This is a genomic window from Kitasatospora sp. NPDC047058 (genome assembly GCF_040643935.1).
GTDB lineage: Bacteria > Actinomycetota > Actinomycetes > Streptomycetales > Streptomycetaceae > Kitasatospora.
Genome location: NZ_JBEYVJ010000065.1, coordinates 1 through 15,887, shown reverse-complemented (window position 1 = coordinate 15,887; position 15,887 = coordinate 1). Strand labels below are relative to the sequence as shown.

General features: G+C 74.5%; 17 protein-coding genes and 1 pseudogene. 9 read left to right on the top strand and 9 right to left on the bottom strand.

Going from position 1 to position 15,887, the window contains the following annotated elements; all coding sequences use genetic code 11:
* Window positions 1-9: 9 nt before the first annotated feature.
* Genes ABZ885_RS13270 through ABZ885_RS13260 form a run of 3 tightly spaced genes read right to left on the bottom strand, consistent with a single transcriptional unit; the run spans window position 10 to window position 3,601 of the window.
* A complete protein-coding gene (locus ABZ885_RS13270) occupies window positions 10-903 on the bottom strand; it encodes an SDR family oxidoreductase (RefSeq protein ID WP_360187165.1) in 894 nt (297 codons plus the stop codon).
* Window positions 900-1,877, bottom strand: a complete 978-nt coding sequence (locus tag ABZ885_RS13265) for an alpha/beta hydrolase (protein WP_360187164.1) — start codon at window positions 1,875-1,877, stop codon at window positions 900-902. The genes ABZ885_RS13270 and ABZ885_RS13265 overlap by 4 nt, the downstream gene beginning before the upstream one ends.
* Window positions 1,874-3,601: an NAD(P)/FAD-dependent oxidoreductase gene (locus tag ABZ885_RS13260; RefSeq protein WP_360187162.1), complete on the bottom strand. Its 1,728-nt coding sequence runs from the start codon at window positions 3,599-3,601 to the stop codon at window positions 1,874-1,876. Before ABZ885_RS13260 ends, ABZ885_RS13265 begins: the two co-directional genes overlap by 4 nt.
* Window positions 3,602-3,793: 192 nt before the next feature.
* Between ABZ885_RS13260 and ABZ885_RS13255 the strand changes: the two genes are divergently transcribed.
* From ABZ885_RS13255 to ABZ885_RS13225, 7 genes are all read left to right on the top strand, one after another.
* Window positions 3,794-4,645 (top strand): MerR family transcriptional regulator, encoded by an 852-nt coding sequence (locus tag ABZ885_RS13255; protein WP_360187160.1) that lies wholly within the window; start codon window positions 3,794-3,796, stop codon window positions 4,643-4,645.
* A 168-nt stretch (window positions 4,646-4,813) separates the two neighbouring features.
* The gene (locus ABZ885_RS13250) at window positions 4,814-5,830 is read left to right on the top strand and encodes an iron-siderophore ABC transporter substrate-binding protein (RefSeq protein WP_360187159.1); all 1,017 of its coding nucleotides are present in this window, start codon (window positions 4,814-4,816) and stop codon (window positions 5,828-5,830) included.
* 276 nt (window positions 5,831-6,106) lie between these two features.
* Window positions 6,107-7,501: an MFS transporter gene (locus ABZ885_RS13245; protein ID WP_360187157.1), complete on the top strand. Its 1,395-nt coding sequence runs from the start codon at window positions 6,107-6,109 to the stop codon at window positions 7,499-7,501.
* A 275-nt stretch (window positions 7,502-7,776) separates the two neighbouring features.
* Complete coding sequence (locus tag ABZ885_RS13240) at window positions 7,777-8,115, top strand: type VII secretion target (RefSeq protein ID WP_360187155.1); 339 nt, start codon at window positions 7,777-7,779, stop codon at window positions 8,113-8,115.
* The gene (locus ABZ885_RS13235) at window positions 8,112-9,668 is read left to right on the top strand and encodes a hypothetical protein (protein WP_360187153.1); all 1,557 of its coding nucleotides are present in this window, start codon (window positions 8,112-8,114) and stop codon (window positions 9,666-9,668) included. Before ABZ885_RS13240 ends, ABZ885_RS13235 begins: the two co-directional genes overlap by 4 nt.
* Window positions 9,665-10,054, top strand: coding sequence for a hypothetical protein (locus ABZ885_RS13230; protein WP_360187152.1), 390 nt, complete (start codon window positions 9,665-9,667; stop codon window positions 10,052-10,054). The genes ABZ885_RS13235 and ABZ885_RS13230 overlap by 4 nt, the downstream gene beginning before the upstream one ends.
* 109 nt (window positions 10,055-10,163) lie before the next feature.
* Window positions 10,164-10,715, top strand: a complete 552-nt coding sequence (locus ABZ885_RS13225; RefSeq protein ID WP_360187150.1) for a GNAT family protein — start codon at window positions 10,164-10,166, stop codon at window positions 10,713-10,715.
* Window positions 10,716-10,821: 106 nt separating this feature from the next.
* Here the strand turns inward: ABZ885_RS13225 and ABZ885_RS13220 are convergent, their stop codons facing one another.
* Window positions 10,822-11,658 (bottom strand): class I SAM-dependent methyltransferase, encoded by an 837-nt coding sequence (locus ABZ885_RS13220; protein WP_360187149.1) that lies wholly within the window; start codon window positions 11,656-11,658, stop codon window positions 10,822-10,824.
* Window positions 11,659-11,771: 113 nt separating this feature from the next.
* Window positions 11,772-12,200 (bottom strand): ester cyclase, encoded by a 429-nt coding sequence (locus ABZ885_RS13215; protein ID WP_360187148.1) that lies wholly within the window; start codon window positions 12,198-12,200, stop codon window positions 11,772-11,774.
* 128 nt (window positions 12,201-12,328) lie between these two features.
* On the opposite strand from ABZ885_RS13215, the pseudogene ABZ885_RS13210 reads away from it, so the two are divergent.
* Window positions 12,329-12,484, top strand: a pseudogene (locus ABZ885_RS13210) (GNAT family N-acetyltransferase); the annotation flags it as partial.
* 102 nt (window positions 12,485-12,586) lie between these two features.
* Here the strand turns inward: ABZ885_RS13210 and ABZ885_RS13205 are convergent.
* On the bottom strand, window positions 12,587-13,501 hold the full coding sequence (locus tag ABZ885_RS13205; RefSeq protein ID WP_360187146.1) for a LysR substrate-binding domain-containing protein: 915 nt from the start codon (window positions 13,499-13,501) through the stop codon (window positions 12,587-12,589).
* 72 nt (window positions 13,502-13,573) lie between these two features.
* Here ABZ885_RS13205 and ABZ885_RS13200 point away from each other — a divergent pair, with 72 nt between their 5' ends.
* A complete protein-coding gene (locus tag ABZ885_RS13200) occupies window positions 13,574-14,167 on the top strand; it encodes a maleylpyruvate isomerase family mycothiol-dependent enzyme (RefSeq protein ID WP_360187145.1) in 594 nt (197 codons plus the stop codon).
* Between the two features lie 124 nt (window positions 14,168-14,291).
* Here ABZ885_RS13200 and ABZ885_RS13195 read toward each other — a convergent pair whose 3' ends face one another.
* The 3 genes from ABZ885_RS13195 to ABZ885_RS13185 all read right to left on the bottom strand — a co-directional run.
* A complete protein-coding gene (locus ABZ885_RS13195; RefSeq protein WP_360187143.1) occupies window positions 14,292-15,092 on the bottom strand; it encodes a hypothetical protein in 801 nt (266 codons plus the stop codon).
* A gap of 70 nt (window positions 15,093-15,162) precedes the next feature.
* Window positions 15,163-15,564, bottom strand: a complete 402-nt coding sequence (locus tag ABZ885_RS13190; RefSeq protein ID WP_360187142.1) for a VOC family protein — start codon at window positions 15,562-15,564, stop codon at window positions 15,163-15,165.
* A 93-nt stretch (window positions 15,565-15,657) separates the two neighbouring features.
* Window positions 15,658-15,887, bottom strand: a 230-nt coding sequence (locus ABZ885_RS13185) for a (2Fe-2S)-binding protein (RefSeq protein WP_360187141.1), incomplete at its 5' end; no start/stop codon positions are given.

Genomic DNA, 15,887 nt, shown 5'->3' with positions numbered 1-15,887 from the left:
TGGGGCGGGTCAGTGCTTCGCGGAGCGGGCCGCGGTGTCCGCGGCACCGCCGGCACCCACGGGGCGCAGCCGGGTGGCCGCGGTCGCGGCGAGCTGGGGGGCCAGCTTGGCGACGTCACGGGAGCCGACGGCGGCGATCACCAGGGGCAGGACGGCGCGGACCGGCTGCATGCCGCGTAGCCAGGCCTGGGCGTAGACGTGGGCGGAGCGGCGGGCGATGCCGGCCACCAGGCGGTCCACCGCCGGGGCCAGCGGGTAGGTCTTGTTGGCCGGCCAGGGCAGCCGCGAGCGCATCTGCCGCAGCACGGTGTCCTGGTCGGCGCCGCGCACCATGTCGGTGTCGGTCCAGCTCAGGTAGCCGACGCCGACCCTGACGCCCTGGTGGGCGACCTCGGCGCGGATCGAGTGGGCGAAGGCCTCGACGCCGGCCTTGCTCGCGCAGTACGCGCTCATCAGCGGGGCGGGGGTGAGCGCGGCGAGCGAGGCGATCTGGAGCAGGTAGCCGCGGCTCTCGGCGAGGGCCGGCAGGAAGGCGCGGGCGGTGGCGACGCTGCCGAGCAGGTTGACCTCGATCACGCGGCTGAACGCCTGGTGGTCGCTGTCCAGCAGCGGGCCGCCGATGGCGATCCCGGCGTTGGCGACCACCGCGTCGATCCGGCCGTAGTGCTCCTTGATCAGCCGGGCGGTCTCGGAGAGCGCGTCGACGTCGGTGACGTCGGCCTCCCAGGCGGTGGCGGACGGGCCGCACTGCGCGGCGACGGCCTTGAGCTCGGCCGGTTCGAGGCCGAGCAGCGCGACCTTGGCGCCCTGCGCGGTGAGCTTGCGGGCGAGTTCGGCGCCGACGCCGCGCGCGGCACCGGTGACGACGACGACCTGGGTGGACAGCGGCGGGACGGCGCTCATGCGGTCACACTCCTCTGCGGGGTGGCGGGGCGGACGGACGGGACGGTGGGACGGGTGGCCGGGCCGGCGGCGGCCGCGTGGGCGGCCATCCGGTCGATCTCGGCGGCGACCTCGGCGGGCCGCTCGAGCGGCGCCATGTGGCCGACGCCGGGCAGCAGGAGCAGGCCCTGCGGGTCGGGCAGGGCGGCGACCATCCGGTGGGCGTGCACCGGCGGGGTCAGCCGGTCGTCGGTGCCGACCACGACGGCGGTCGGCACGGCCAGGCCGGCCAGTCCGGCGCGGACGTCCACGCCGTCCAGCACGCCGGCCCATGCGGCCCGGACGGCGGTCGGGCAGGCGTGCACGATCCGGGCCGTCGCCTCGACCCGGTCGGCGGGCGAACCCGGGCCCATCGTCGCGTACTTGAGGCAGGCGCGGCTCACCGGCCCGACCGGGCCGAGCGGCAGCCGGGAGAGCAGCAGCCGGCGGTTCAGGAACCGGCGCAGCCGGCGGGCACGAACCGTGTCGGGCAGCACCCGGAGTTCGGCGATCAGGTCGGACGGGCCGGTGGAGACCAGGACGGCCGCTGCGGTCCTGGCGGCGACCTCGGGGCGGCCGGCCGCGGCCATGATGGTCATGCCGCCCATGCTGTGGCCGGCCAGGACGGCCCGCTCACCGGCCGGGACGGTGCCCGCCAGGACGGCGGCGAGGTCGTCGGCGAGCGCGCGGGTGGAGTAGCGGACCCGGCTGGGCGGGACCTCGCTGCGCCCGTGGCCGCGCTGGTCGTACGCCACCACCCGGTAGCGGTCGGCGAGCCGGCGGATCACCGGCGCCCAGAAGGCCGTCGAACAGGTCCAGCCGTGGGCGAGCACCACGGTCGGGGCGGCGGGCTGCCCGTGGACCTCGACGTGCAGCCGGATGCCGTCGGCCGAGCGGACGTCCAACTCCTGGACGGGGGTGGGTGGTACGCAGTCGGCGGGGAGGGCCGGGCTCATGCCAGGGCCTCCTCTGCGGTGGCGGCGCCGGCGGCGGTGACGGCATCGGCCGTGGCGGCGGGGCCGGCCGTGGCGGCGGGGCGGGGCTTCGGCGGGATCCGCATGATCAGCTCGTACTCGCCGAGGTCGACCTTGCGGGTGGCGCGGCGGAACGAGGTGGTGGAGCCGGGCCAGAGCACGGTGTTCTTGCCGCTGGGGTCGAGGTACCAGCTGCGGCAGCCGCCGGTGGTCCAGACGGTGCGGTCCATCCGGTGCTGGAGCTCCAGATTCCAGCGCCGCTGGGCGCGTTCGGTGGGCTGCATCGCGGTGGCGCCGACCGAGCCGAGCGTGGTGAGCCCGTCGATCAGGTAGTTCAGCTGGGACTCGATCATCAGGATCATCGAGCTGTTGCCGAGGCCGGTGTTGGGGCCGATGACGAAGAAGAGGTTGGGGAAGCCGCGCACGGTGGAGCCGCGCAGCGCCTCCATGCCACCCTTCCAGTGCTCGGCCAGGCTGGTGCCGTCGACGCCGAACACCCGGGAGCCGATGGGCATGTCGGTGACGTGGAAGCCGGTGCCGAAGACGATCGCGTCCACCTCGTGCTCGCTGCCGTCGGCGGCGACCAGGGTGGAGCCTCGCACCTCGCGCAGGCCGGAGGCGACCACCTCGGTGTTGGCGGCGGCGAGCGCCGGGTAGTAGGTGTTGCTCAGCAGGATGCGCTTGCAGCCGATGCGGTAGTCCGGGGTGAGCCTGGCGCGCAGGGCCGGGTCGGCGACGCCCTGGGCGATGTGCCGCTCGGCGAGCTGCTGGACCACCTTCAGCAGGCCGGGCCGGCGGACGAAGGCGTCCACCTGGAGCTCGCGCAGGGCGAACAGGGTGCCGCGGCGGAGCTTGGCGGTCAGCGGGAGCCGGTTGTGCAGCCACTTCTCCAGCTCGGTGATGTCGCGGTCGCGGCGCGGCAGGACCCACGCGGGGGTTCGCTGAAACACCGTCAACGTGCCGACCTGCGGCTGGATCGAGGGGATGATCTGGGCGGCGGAGGCGCCGGTGCCGACCATCGCGACGCGCTTGCCGGCGAGTTCGTAGTCGTGATCCCAGCGGGAGGAGTGGAACACCTTGCCGGGGAAGGCGTCCAGGCCCGGCAGGTTCGGGATCTGCGGGTCGGCGAGCGGGCCGGCGGCGGCGACGAGGGCGTCGGCGGTCCATTGGCCGGCCGTGGTGGTGATCCGCCACCGGGCCTCGTCGGCCTCCCAACGGGCCTCCGTCACCTCGGTGTTGAAGCGAAGGTGCGGGCGGATGCCGAAGACGTCGGTGACCTTCTCCAGGTAGGCGCGGATGGCGGGCTGGCCGGAGAAGCTGCGCGGCCAGTCGGGGTTGGGCGCGAAGGAGAAGGAGTACAGGTGGGAGGGGACGTCGCAGGCGCAGCCGGGGTAGCTGTTGTCGCGCCAGGTACCGCCGACCGAGTCGGCGCGCTCCAGGATCACGAAGTCGGTGATGCCGGCACGGCGCAGCCGGACACCGGCGCCGAGGCCCCCGAAGCCGGAGCCGACGACCGCGACCCGGACGTGCGGCACGGGTGCGGCGGCGGGGGCCGGTGCGCTGATGGGAGCGGGGGCCGGTACGTCGGCGGCGGCCGTCCCGGCGGGCGCCTCGGCGACGGGTGACTCGGCGGCGTCGGCGCCCCGGGAGTCCTGGCCGTCCCGGCCGGACGCGCCGGGGCGGGGGCGCTTGGTGCTGGATGCCATGCGGCGTCCTCCTGAGGGTGGGGGCCTTGAGGTGCGCACTGCTGCGACGTGCCGCCTACATGGTGCTGTGGAGCCGCCGCGATAACCTTGCCAGCAATCACTGGCACGATTGGCAGGGTAGCCCCTGCCACCGGCGGAGGGAAGAAGCCCGGCCGGCTCACTTCCCCGGGCGCCGGTCCTATGCTGATCGCCGTGGACAAGGTCAGAGCAGCGGCGGGCGACGGCAGACAGCGCGAGTACCGGGTGGAGGAACTGGCCGAGGCGGCCGGCATCACCACCCGGACCCTGCGCTTCTACCGCGAGCGCAAGCTGCTCCAGCCGCCGCGCAAGGAAGGACGGATCGCCTGGTACGGCGAAGCCCACCTGGCCCGCCTCCGGCTGATCGCCGAACTGCTGGAGCGCGGCCACACCCTGGGCGGCATCGCCGAGTTGATCGGCGCCGGCGAGAGCGGCCAGGACGTCGCCGAGCTGATCGGACTGGAGGCGGCGATCATCGCGCCGTGGTCCGACGAGACGCCGGTCCACCTGAGCTGGGACGAGCTCAAGGCCACCTTCGGCGACCAGCTCACCGAGGAGACCACCGCCGAGTCGATCGCCCAGGGCTACATCACGGTCGACGAGGACGGGATCACCCACGTCAGCCGCCGGCTGATGGACGCGACGACGGCGATGGTCGCGGAAGGCGTCCCGCTCTCGGTTGTCCTGGAGGCCAGCCGGCACACCCAGGAGCACGTGGACGCGATCGCGGAGATCTTCACCACGCTGGTCCGGGACCGGATGCTCGGCGCGCTCGCCGCCGACACCCCGCTGCCGCCCGGCGAGGCGGCCCGGCTGACCGAGCAGATCCTGCGCGTCCGCCCGCTCGCCCGGGCGGTCACGGACGCCCAGTTCGCCCTGGCGATGGACCGCCGGGTGCATGCCGAGTACGACGAGCTGCTCCGGCAACGCCTGGAGCGCGAGGACGAGAGCGACGACGACGGCGAGCGGACGGACGCGGACATACGGGGAACGGGGAACGGGGAACGGCTGACAGCCGACGGCTAACAGATGACAGATTTCAACATCTGTTAGTTGTTAGCTGAAATCTGTTAGTTGTCAGCTGTCACCCGCCGGCGGCCGTCCGCCGACCCGACCGTCCGTCCGGCGCGTAGCCGGGCCTCCCCCCGGGCAGGGATCCCGACGCCTCGCCGCCTTCCGGAACGGAGTCGCCCGATGCCGCACGCCCACACTCCCGCCACCGCCGCGCCCCTTGCCGCCGCCACGCTCACCCGCCGAACCCTGCTCGCCGGCGCCTCCGGCCTTGCGCTCGCCGCCTGCAGCTCCGGCGGTGCAGGCGGCTCCGGCAGATCCGACGCCCCGGGCGCCGCCGGCGGACCCGGCACCGGGACCCGCACCGTCCGGCACGCACGCGGCGAGAGCACGGTGCCGGCGCGCGCCGCCCGCGTCGTCGTCCTGGACACCGACGCGCTGGACTCCGCCGTCACCCTCGGCGTCACCCCGGTCGGCGCCACCGCCGTGGCCGAGGGCGCGCCGCTGTCCGGGTACCTGCCCGCCGCCCTGACGGCCGGGATCAAGACCGTCGGCACCATCGGCCAGCCCAGCCTGGAGGCCGTCGCCGCCCTGCGGCCGGACCTGATCCTCAGCAATCAGGTCCGCGACGACAAGCGGTACGACGAGCTGTCGAAGATCGCCCCGACCGTGCTGACCAAGACCACCGGCCCCGCCTGGAAGGAGAACGTGCGGCTGCACGCCGAGGCGCTCGGCCGGCAGGGCGAGGCGGCCGCGGCGGAGGCGGCGTACCGGGCCAAGGCGGCGGAGCTGGTCGCCGCGATCGGCGGGCCGGAGAAGACCGCGGCGACGAAGGTGGAGATGGCCCGCTTCCTGGCCGGCGCGCCCACCCGGCTCTACCTCAACGACACCTTCATCGGGTCGGTCTTCAAGGACCTCGGCCTGGGCCGGCCCGCCAACCAGGACAAGGCCGGGTTCTCGATGGAGATCAGCCCGGAGCAGGTCGACCAGGCGGCCGCGGACGTCGTCTTCTACTCGGTCTACGGCGACGCCGCCAAGTCCGACCGGGGGAAGATCATGGAGGGCTCGCTCTGGAAGAACCTGGACGCGGTGCGCAGCGGCCGGGTCTACCCGGTGGACGACGCCCTGTGGATGCTCGGCATCGGCTACACCGGCGCCGGCATGATCCTGGACCAGATCCGGAGGAACCTGGTCGGCTGACTCCCCGGCACCCCGCCACCGCCCGAACCGGCACCCGCCACCGCCCGACCCGTCGCCCCGTCACCCCTGCCCACCTGCACGCCCGTTGGCCGGTCCTCCAACATGATCGAGCATGCCCGGCCGACTCCGCTGGGTGATCCCACGGTTACCTGGACGATCCTCCCGGCCGTACGGTCGGAGCTCACCCGCGGTTCGAGCAGTCACCGACCGGGCCGGTGGTGGGAGGCGGGCGCCCACTCCGGCTCCGAGTGGGGGCAGTTCAGGATGTCCGTGGTCATGAGGTTCCGTTCGGCGGCGCGGCTGGCGGGCGGCGGGGTGCTGCTCTGGTCGCTGCTGGGCCGGCTGCCGAACGCGATGTGCCCGATCGGCACGCTGCTGCTGGTCACCCGGAACACCGACAGCGTCTGGCGCGGTTCGGTGGTGGCCGGGGCGCTGGCGGTCGGGCAGGCGGTCGGCGGTCCGCTGGTCGGGCGGCTCGCCGACCGGCGCGGGCAGCGGACGGTCGGGCTGGTCGCGGCGGCCGTGAACACGGTCGCGATCGTGGCGCTGGTCGCCGCCTCCGAGGGCGGCCTCCCGGTGCTGTGGCAGGTCGCGCCGGCCGCGCTGATCGGGCTCTCCGTTCCGCTGGTCGGCCCTCTGTCACGCAGCCGGTGGGTCCGGCTGGCGGACGGGAACGCCGAGGTGACGTCCTCGATGCTCTCGCTGGACGGCATCGTGGACGAGATCAGCTTCACCACCGGTCCCGCGCTGGTCGGCCTGCTCGCGACCCTGGCCTCCCCGGCGGCCGGCCTGCTGACGGCGGCCACGCTGGTCGGCGTCTGCGCGACCCTGTTCGCGCTGCACCCGACCGCCACTCCGGGATCCGCCACCGCCACCACCACCGGCACCGACACCACCAACACCACCGCCGGCAGCACCGACACCGCCGCCGCCCAACCCCGCACCACGGACCGGCGCCCCACCCGAAACCCCGCCGCCGAACGGCTGTTGAGCACGCCGTACGTCCTGGTGCTGGCCGGGATGGCGCTGCTGGGCGCCTGCTTCGGCTCGGTGCAGGTCGGGGTCACCGCCACCACCGACGCCCTCGGTCAGCCGGGCGCGGCCGGGCTGCTCTACGGGTTCATGGGCTTCACCAGCGCCTTCGCCGGCATCGCCACCGCCGCCCTCCCGGCGTGCTGGGAGCTGCCGCTGCGCCTGCGGGCGGGGACCGGCCTGCTCTGCGCCGCGTCCGTCCTGCTGCTCTTCTCCGGCGGCAGCGTGGGCGCGCTGGCGGCCGCGATCGGGTGTGTGGGCGTGGCCGTCGCCCCACAGATGATCACCATGTTCGGCCTGGTGGAGCGGACGGTGCCGGCGTCCCGGCTGGGCGAGGCGATGGCGGCACTGGTCAGCGCGATCATCCTGGCCCAGTCGGCCGGGACGTTCCTGGGCGGTTGGGCCGCCGACCACGTCGGGCCCACCGCGCCGTTCCGGATCACCGTCGTCGCCGCGACGGCCGCCCTGCTGCTCGCCGCGTTCACCGCCACCGACGGCCGGTACCGCCGCCGGGCCGAGCCGGCCGACGGCTTCACCAAGACCGTCCCAAGCCCCGGCGGGGATTCCCGGCAGAACGCGGAGCCGGCGCGTGCAGGGCGTGAAGAGAACGCGGAGCCCGTGCAACCCTCACGGGCGTAACACTCCGGCCGCTCCCACACGTTAGGCTCAGCCTCCGATGTCCGCGCCCACCACACGGCGCGGGCATCGAGCCATTCGGACCGGCCGGCCGACAACGTCCGGACCGGGCGACGGACGGCGCAGCGGACGACGCGACGAAGCACGCGGCGGGCCGCGCGGCGGACGGAGCACCGGACGCCGCGAAGGACGGCGGCGGCCCGAAGGCGCACCGAAGACGAGCCGGCTGACGTACCGGAAGACGCGAAGACGTCCCGGGGACGGGGGAACGGGGAAGCATGAGCGGCGAAGCAGGAGCGGGAGCCGGCGGGGCGGGCGGATACGGCGTCAGCCTGGCGGGCCTGAGCGGCGTGAACGACCAGCTGGGCAAGACCGCGGCCGACATCGCGGCGGCCAAGACGGCGTACGCGGGTTCGGTCTGCTACGCGTCCACGGTGTTCGGCGAGTTCGGCATGGACAACGCCTGGGCGGCCTTCGACAGCGCGTGGTCGAAGGAGATCGCCGTCACCCAGCGCGCCCTGGACGAGCTGTCGCAGAAGATGTCGACCACCACGCAGAACTACCACGACACGGAGAAGGCGATCGCCGCCGCGCTGGTCCCGGCGGGTGGCCGGTGAGCAAGGTCAAGGATCTGGAGCACGCCCAGCACAGCATCGAGCAGGTCACCTTCGTCCTGCCCGGCATCCAGCTGCTGCAGGGGATCGACGAGGCGCTGGCCGTCCCGGAGCCGGTCGGCGACCCGGCGGCGATACGGGCCCGGGCGAAGGACTACGCGCAGGCGGCCACATCCTTCGGCCAGGCCTCGCAGGACCTCTCGGGCATCGCGACCAACCAGCTGCCCGCGGTCTGGACCGGTTCGGTGGCCGAGCACGCCACCCAGGCGATCCACGCCATGTCGGCCGAGACCAGCACGTCCAAGGAGAACCTGGAGGCGGCGGCCAAGCTGCTGGACGCCTGGGCCAACGACCTGGAGTGGGCCAAGCGCACCGACGCGGACGGGTGCAACCGGCTGAGGGCGGCCAGGGAGAAGGCCGCGCACGACCCGGGCGCGTTCGACCCGGACGCGCGGAACGGCGCGATCGACGGGGTCGGCGCCCGGCTCACGGCCGCGCGGCACGCCGAGAGCTGCGCGACCGGCACCGCGAGCAAGCTCAACCAGCTGGCCTCCAAGGCCCGCGCCCAGCGCGCCGGCCAGGGCTCGCTCGACCCGCTGGCGGCCGTGGTGCTGGCCACCGAGAAGAACCCGGGCGCGGGCGAGGACGACGGCTACATCCTGACGCCGGGCCAGCTCGACCGGGCCACCCAGACGCTCGGCGTGATGCCCGGCGCCGACCAGGCCGCCTTCCGCGCCCTGCTCGCCGGTGCCAAGTCCCCCGAGGAGGCCGCCTACCTCTGGAAGGCCCTGGCGGCCGGGCACTCGGTGGCCGACATCCAGAAGTTCGACGAGGGCATCCACCCGCACGGCGACGACCCGGCCTGGCTCGCCCAGCACCTGGTGCCCGCGACCAGCACCGGTGACATCAACCGGGAGTCCTCGGACAACATCGACCTCACCTACCAGGGGCAGAAGGTCAACATCGACGGCTACTCCGTCTACTCGCAGCGCAACGTCAGCGACTGCGTGGCCGCGTCCACCGTGATCGCCCAGGCCAAGCTGGACCCGCTGCTGATGTACCAGCTCACCACCGGCGGCACGCCCGACGCTCCCGGGGCCGACTCCGCGCAGAACTTCGAGCAGCGGCTGCAGAAGACCTACGTCGACGAGTACATCGCGGGCCAGAAGGCCGACGGCCGGAAGACCTACCCCAAGGAGGACAAGGGCCTCGGGCCCACGGCCCAGACCTACCTGGCCGACAAGGACCTCGGCAAGGCCACCGGCGCCGACTACGAGCACGTGAAGCTGGAGAGCGACGCGGACCGGCGGGCGGCGCTGGCCCGGATCGAGAAGTCCGTGGACGAGGGCCTGCCGGTGCCGATCACCGTCCGCAACGAGGACTCCGGCCACCAGATGATGATCATCGGGCGGGACGGTGACAAGCTGCAGGTGTACAACCCCTGGGGCTTCACCTCCTGGGTGACCGAGGAGCAGTTCGTCAACAGCCAACTCGGCGGACTGACCCCCGGTGATCACCCCCTGAACAAGTCGACCGCCCTGGAGCTGCCGAAATGACCACCGTCCGGCCGGATGCCGAACTGGCGGACCTCGACGTGCCCGCCGCCATCACCCGCGGCCTGCTGCTCCCCGGTGGCCCGCGCCAGGCCCTGTTCACCGAAGCCGCCATCGCCGCCGCGCACCGGGCGGAGGCGGCGGACGTCGGCCCGTACCCGCTGGGCTTCCTCGCCCAGCACGTCCGGGCGGGCGGCTTCGCGGCCGCCCTGGCGCTGCCCGAGCCGGTCATCAGCAGGCCCGGCCGCGCGCTGGTCCGCAGCTGGCTGGAGGCCGCCGCGGCGAGCGGCGCCGACCTGGGGCGCGAGCACCTGTTCGCGCGCTGGCTGGCGGAGGTCTCCGCGCTGCTCGCGCTGCGGCGTGACCTGCGAGCGCTCGGCGTCGACTGACGGCCGGCGGCTGCCGACTGCCGACTGCCGGTCCTCCGCCGCCGGTCCTCCGCCGCCGGTCATCAGCCATCGGGGCCATCGGATTGACGCACCGTCCTACGATGTGATCATGATCGAAGGAACGAAGGTGAAGCTGCGCGCCCTGCGCGCGGAGGACGCGGAGCACCATCTCCGGTGGCGCAACGACGCCGAGACGGTGCGCCTCGCCGCCGCCGGGGATCCGTGCTTCGGCCCGGTGACCGCCGAAGCGGTGGGGCTGGCATTCGACACGATGCTGAAGCTGGTCCCCCGCGAGGCGGCCGTGTTCACCGTCGAGGAGGCGGGGACCGGCCGGGCCATCGGCATGGCCGAGTACCGGGACCTCGACCCGTACGCCGGCGTCGCCACGATCGGGATCACCATCGGCGAGAAGGAGTTCTGGGGCCGGGGCCACGGCTCGGAGGCCGTGCAGCTGGTCGTCGACCACCTCTTCGGCGCGTACGGCCTGCGGCGGCTGGAGCTGGACACCTGGAGCGGCAACGAGCGCGCCGTCCGGAGCTTCACCCGGCTCGGCTTCCGGGAGGAGGGCCGGCGCCGCTCGGCCGTCCTCGTCGGCGGGGAGCGCTACGACCGGGTGCTGTTCGGCATGCTCCGCGAGGAGTGGGCGGCGGACACCGCCTGACGACCGGTCCGCCGGTGGGCCGCCGACGTCACGGCGGCCGCCGTCCTCACCCCGGGCACCGCCTGCGTCACGCCGTCACCGGGCAGGCCGGCGCCCGGGAAGGCCGTCACCGGGCGGGCCGCACCCGGGCGAGGAAGAGGTCCGTGAGGTGGTCCATGGCGATCCCGCCGCCGTGCGCGTCCAGGACCTCGGCCGTCTCGGCGAGGATCCGCTCGCGCCGCTCCGCCGGAAGGACGCGGTAGCCCGAGACCGAGGCGAGGAGTCCCAGGTAGCGCTCGGTGTCGTAGTACTGCTCCTGCCGGTACCGGACGGCCCGGAGGTCGGTGAAGCGGCCGTCCCGGCGGCACTCCTCCTCGGGCCATTCGCGCACGCCCGCCCAGTCGCCGGGCGTCTCGCCGTAGTCGGAGGCCGAGACGCCGTGCGGGGTCCGGTCCAGCCCGTACCGGCGGTCGACCTCGACCAGGGCGGCCTGCAGCCGCGGGTCGAGGGTGCCGTGCGGGTTCCAGAACAGGGCGACCGCCCCGCCGGGCGCGAGCGCGTCGTGCACCAGGTCCCACCGCCGTTCCGGGTCCACCCAGTGCCAGGACGTCGCGGCGTAGACCAGCCCGAAGCGACGGCCGTCCGGCTGCCAGTCCTCGAAACGGCCGGCCCGGACGCGGACCTGCGGGAAGCCGGCGGTGTTGCGCCGCAGCACCTCCGCCATCCGCAGGTCGGGCTCGATGCACAGCAGCGGTGTGCCGAGCGCGGCGAACGACCGGGTGGCCTTTCCGGTGCCGGCGCCGATCTCCACCGCCGTCCGGCCGTCCAGGGCCGCGTACGCCAGCACGTCCCCGGCCAGTGCGTCCGCGTAGCCCGGGCGGGCGGCGTCGTACAACTCGGCCACCTCACCGAAGACCTGGCTCCTGGTCATGTCGAGCTCGGGCTCCTGCTCGGCCATGGTCATCCCCCCACGATTCGACGGTCGGCGAACCGTCACCCTACCGACGACACCCCGCCCGGCTGAAGGCCCCGGGCGGCGGGGCGGCAGGCCGGCCGTGGGCCGTTGGGCCGGCGGTCTCAGTCGATGGTCGGCCAGTCCCAGCCGAGCTGGAGGAACAGGCCCAGCCGGTCCGAGACGCCGCGGAACTCGCTGATCCGGCCGCCGGTCACCGTGAAGACGAAGATCGCCTCGTTCTCGAAGGCCCGGCCTGTCGGCACCGGCATCCGGGGGTGGCTGCCGGAGCTGACGCCGCTCTGGGTGACCCGGGCGACGACCTGGTCCCCCTCGGCGATCAGGCCGTCGACCCGGGCGTGGTAGGGCGCGAGCGCCTCGAGCTGCATCGCGATGGCCGCGAACGCGGCGCCCGGCTCGTCCGGCTCGCCGTGAATGATCTTGTTGTGGTCGACCACGTCGTCGGCGAGGAAGTCGCGCAGATCGGCGATGCGGGCCTCGTTGAGGGCGACGAAGAAGTCGGTCACCAGCTGCTTGTTCTGCTCGACGGTCATGACGGGATCCTTCCCCCTGCGATTCTCTTGCGGTGCAAGAACTCTGGTGGACCCCAGCTTTGTCTTGCACTGCAAGAATGTCAAGGGCGGGCTGCCGGGACGGCGGGCGACGGCCCACACCGGTCCGCATGGTGACCCTCCGTCCGCTCACGCCGCAGGACTGGCCGCTCTGGCGCGAGGCCCGGCTCGCCGCGCTCACCGAGGCGCCGCACGCCTTCAAGGCGCGACTCTGCGACTGGGCGCACGGCGGCGAGCAGCCGTGGCGTGCGCGGCTCACGAGGCCCGACGGACGAGCCGGGCGACCTCCTCCCCGACGGTGCCATCGGGGAGCAGGTGATGGCCAAGCCGCTGCGCTGACCTGCCGCCCGACGGCGCCCGGCGTACGGTCAGCCGGGCGGTGCGACGGCCGGGAACGCCCGGCGCAGCCTGGCCAGCAGCTCCCTGGCCGCCGGGGTGGCGGGGCCGTCCGCCGGCCAGGCGATCGCGATGCGGCCGCGCAGCGCGGGGTCGGCGAACCTCCTGGTGCGCAGGCCGGCGGCGGTGCCGCGCTCGGCGGGGAGGTCCGGGAGAACGGCCAACCCCAGCCCCTTCGCCGCGAGTTGTGCGAGCAGGGGCGGGGACGAGGCCTCGAAGGCGATCCGCGGCTCGATGCCGGCCCGGGCACAGGCGCGCTCCAGGACGGCGCGCAGGCCGGTGCCGCGCGGGAGGCTGATCAGCGGGCGGTCGGCGAGTGCGGCGACCGGGAGGGGCGTGTCGTCGGCCATCAAGGGGTCGCCGGCGGCGGCCGCGGCGACCAGCGGGGTGTCCACGACCACCTGCAGTCCGGTCCCGGGCGGGGGCTGCTCCTCCAGGAGCCCGACGATCGCGAGGTCCAACTCGCCCCGGCGCAGGGCCGCGAGCATCCGGTCGGAGGCCGACTCGGTCAGCGAGATCTCCACGCCGGGGTGGTCACGGTGGAAGCCGGCGAGCAGCTCGGCGACCGCGAACTCCTCGGTGGCGGCGCCGGTGACCAGGCCGATCGCGACCTGCCCGCGGACCAGTCCGGCGTACTCGTCCGCGGTCTGCCGGATGCCCGCCACCGCGGCCAGCGCGGCCCTGACGTACGGGAGGACGGCCTCGCCGACCTCGGTCGTGGTCACCGTGCGGCCCGAGCGGTCGAGCAGCCGGTGGCCCAACTCCCGCTCCAGCTGACGGATCTGGGCGCTCACGCCGGGCTGGGCGAGGTGCAGGCGGGCCGCCGCCCGGGTGAAGTTGCCCTCCTCGGCCACGGCGGCCAGGTACTGCAGCTGACGGAGCTCCATAACCGGGGATTCTAGTGAGCAGAACAACCGGCTCTTGGACTTCTGCGGCCGGCCCCGGGCACGCTGGTGATCATGGGAAGCAGCACCGAACCGACCGTCCGGGCCGCCATCGCCGCCGAGCGCCGCGAGCTGGCCGACGTCCTCGACAGCCTCACTCCCGAGCAGTGGGACGCGCCTTCGCTCTGCGCGGGCTGGCGCGTGCGCGAGGTGGCCGCACACATGAGCACCGGGTTCCGCCACCCGCTCCCGCGCACCCTGCTCGAACTCGCCCGGGCCGGCGGCAGCCTGCACCGGATGACCGACCGGGTCGCCCGGCGCGACGCCGCCGCGCTCGGTCCGCGCGAACTCGCCGCCGCCCTGCGGGAGAACGCCGATCACCCGTGGACCCCGCCGGTCGGCGGGTTCACCTCCGCGCTCGGGCACGACGTCGTCCACGGCCTGGACATCACCGTCCCGCTCGGCCTCGGCCGCCGGGTGCCCGCCGACCGGCTGCGCCTGCTCCTGGACGCCGTCACCCCGAGCAGCCTGCGCTTCTTCGGCGCCCGGCTGGACGGGACCGAACTGCGGGCCACCGACCTGGACTGGTCCTACGGGAGCGGCCGCACGGTGGCGCGGCCGGCCCAGGAGCTGCTGCTGCTCGCCTACGGGCGGCGGATCGGCGGCTGACGGGGCCGCGGAGCACCGCCGCACCGCGCCGGCTCGGGCGTGGGGGCCGGCTCCGGTTCCGGGGACGGCTCGGGGTCCGGGTCCGGTTCCCCCACGGTTCCCGGAGCACCGGCGACGCGGAGGATCACGGCAGTTCCAGCACCGGACGGGCGGACAGGCCGTCGGCGAGATCACCGCCCTCGGGGCCGAGGAGGAACTCGGCCATGGACGGGTTGCGGTTGGCGGTGGCCAGCGGCAGCCAGCCCAGCAGGCAGCCGTAGCCGCCGCACTCCGCCTCGCCGCCGTCGCCGCCGTGCACGGCCGCCGGGTCGGTGCTCAGCTCGCTGCGGTAGGTGTCGTAGGCGATCCGCAGGCCGAAGGCGTTCGGCTGCCGCTGGGGGCCGTCGGGGGACACGTACGGGGTGCCGTCGAGCGGGCAGTCGTCGCCCCAGCGGAACAGGGTGGCCGCGCCGGCACCGCAGGCGTGTTCCCACTCGTCGGCGGACGGCAGGCGCAGGCCCCGGGCGGCGAGGAGGGCGGGCACGTCGGCGGGCGACTCGGTCAGGTCCTGGTCCGCCACGGCCATCAGCACGGTGGGCAGGGTGACGGTGCGGCGCGGGCTGAGCAGCCGTGCGAGGTGGGCGCGCAGGTCGGGGCCGTCGCCGAAGCCCTGCGACACGCTCTCCGCGTAGTCGGCGGCCTGGGCGGGCGTGGGGCGCCAGGCGTCCGGGTCGAAGCCGACCGACACCCGCCCGCCCGGGATCAGGGCGAACTCCTGCCCGTCCCGGTCGATCCGGACACGGTGGAGCGGCGTGCCGAGGTGGTCGGCGGTCTCGACGGCGGCCACCCGGCCGCCCACGGCGTCCGCCGCGGAGGCGGCGAAGCGGCGGGCGGCGGGCAGGTCGTGGGCGCGCCACCGGTCGAGGGTGAGGTCGGCGAGAGACATGTGCGGGAGTGTGCCACGCGCGGCCGACAGCGCGTCCCGCCTTCCCGGGCGAGGTCCGGTCAGGCCCGGGTCAGACGGTCCAGGTGCGGGTGCAGAGCACCAGGCGGTAGCCGTCCGGGTCGGCGACGGTGACGCCGTACTCGTCCCAGTAGGGGTTGTGCGCGGGGACGCGGGTGCCGCCGGCGGCCTCCAGGCGGGCGAGCACGGACTCGTCCACCGGAGCGCCGAGGTAGAGGACGAAGAGGTCGTCGACGGTCGGGGTCGGTTCGAGGGGGCGCTCGGGGTCGTGGGTGAGCTCGAAGTGCCAGGTTCCGCCGGGCAGGCCGACCATCAGCAGGTCGTGCTCGCCGGGGACGCGCTCGGTGCTGCGCCAGAGCACGGAGAGGCCGAGGCCGTCGACGTAGAAGCGCTCGGCGGCGGCGAGGTCCCGGGAGGGACGGGCGACGCGGATCCGCGTGGTGGTGTCGATCACGCGACGAGCGTACTGGCGGGCCTTCGCCGCGGCCTTCGCAGCGTCAGGTTCCGCTCCTGTACGCAGGTCCGACAGGACGTCAGGCCGGACCGGTCAGAGGCGCCGCAACCGCTCGTCGTCCGGGGTCCGGGGGCAGGTGAGGCAGGCGCCGTCGGGGCGGATCGCGTAGTAGAGGCAGCAGCCCAGGCGGGTCCGGGTGTGGTGACTGCGGCCGTCCGGGCCGTGCAGGAGCCGGAAGTCGGCGGCGCCGAGGAGCGGCTGGGTGCCGCCGGGGAGGACGGCGCCGGCGGCGCGCACCGCCGCGGCCGCCGCGGCCGCGGCGG

What these genes read in the sequence shown, in the direction of transcription:
- ABZ885_RS13270 (WP_360187165.1), bottom strand. Translation starts at nt 903, where the DNA reads ATGAGCGCCGTCCCGCCGCTGTCCACCCAGGTCGTCGTCGTCACCGGT.
- ABZ885_RS13265 (WP_360187164.1), bottom strand. Translation starts at nt 1,877, where the DNA reads ATGAGCCCGGCCCTCCCCGCCGACTGCGTACCACCCACCCCCGTCCAG.
- ABZ885_RS13260 (WP_360187162.1), bottom strand. Translation starts at nt 3,601, where the DNA reads ATGGCATCCAGCACCAAGCGCCCCCGCCCCGGCGCGTCCGGCCGGGAC.
- ABZ885_RS13250 (WP_360187159.1), top strand. Translation starts at nt 4,814, where the DNA reads ATGCCGCACGCCCACACTCCCGCCACCGCCGCGCCCCTTGCCGCCGCC.
- ABZ885_RS13245 (WP_360187157.1), top strand. Translation starts at nt 6,107, where the DNA reads ATGAGGTTCCGTTCGGCGGCGCGGCTGGCGGGCGGCGGGGTGCTGCTC.
- ABZ885_RS13240 (WP_360187155.1), top strand. Translation starts at nt 7,777, where the DNA reads ATGAGCGGCGAAGCAGGAGCGGGAGCCGGCGGGGCGGGCGGATACGGC.
- ABZ885_RS13230 (WP_360187152.1), top strand. Translation starts at nt 9,665, where the DNA reads ATGACCACCGTCCGGCCGGATGCCGAACTGGCGGACCTCGACGTGCCC.
- ABZ885_RS13225 (WP_360187150.1), top strand. Translation starts at nt 10,164, where the DNA reads ATGATCGAAGGAACGAAGGTGAAGCTGCGCGCCCTGCGCGCGGAGGAC.
- ABZ885_RS13220 (WP_360187149.1), bottom strand. Translation starts at nt 11,658, where the DNA reads ATGACCATGGCCGAGCAGGAGCCCGAGCTCGACATGACCAGGAGCCAG.
- ABZ885_RS13215 (WP_360187148.1), bottom strand. Translation starts at nt 12,200, where the DNA reads ATGACCGTCGAGCAGAACAAGCAGCTGGTGACCGACTTCTTCGTCGCC.
- ABZ885_RS13205 (WP_360187146.1), bottom strand. Translation starts at nt 13,501, where the DNA reads ATGGAGCTCCGTCAGCTGCAGTACCTGGCCGCCGTGGCCGAGGAGGGC.
- ABZ885_RS13200 (WP_360187145.1), top strand. Translation starts at nt 13,574, where the DNA reads ATGGGAAGCAGCACCGAACCGACCGTCCGGGCCGCCATCGCCGCCGAG.
- ABZ885_RS13195 (WP_360187143.1), bottom strand. Translation starts at nt 15,092, where the DNA reads ATGTCTCTCGCCGACCTCACCCTCGACCGGTGGCGCGCCCACGACCTG.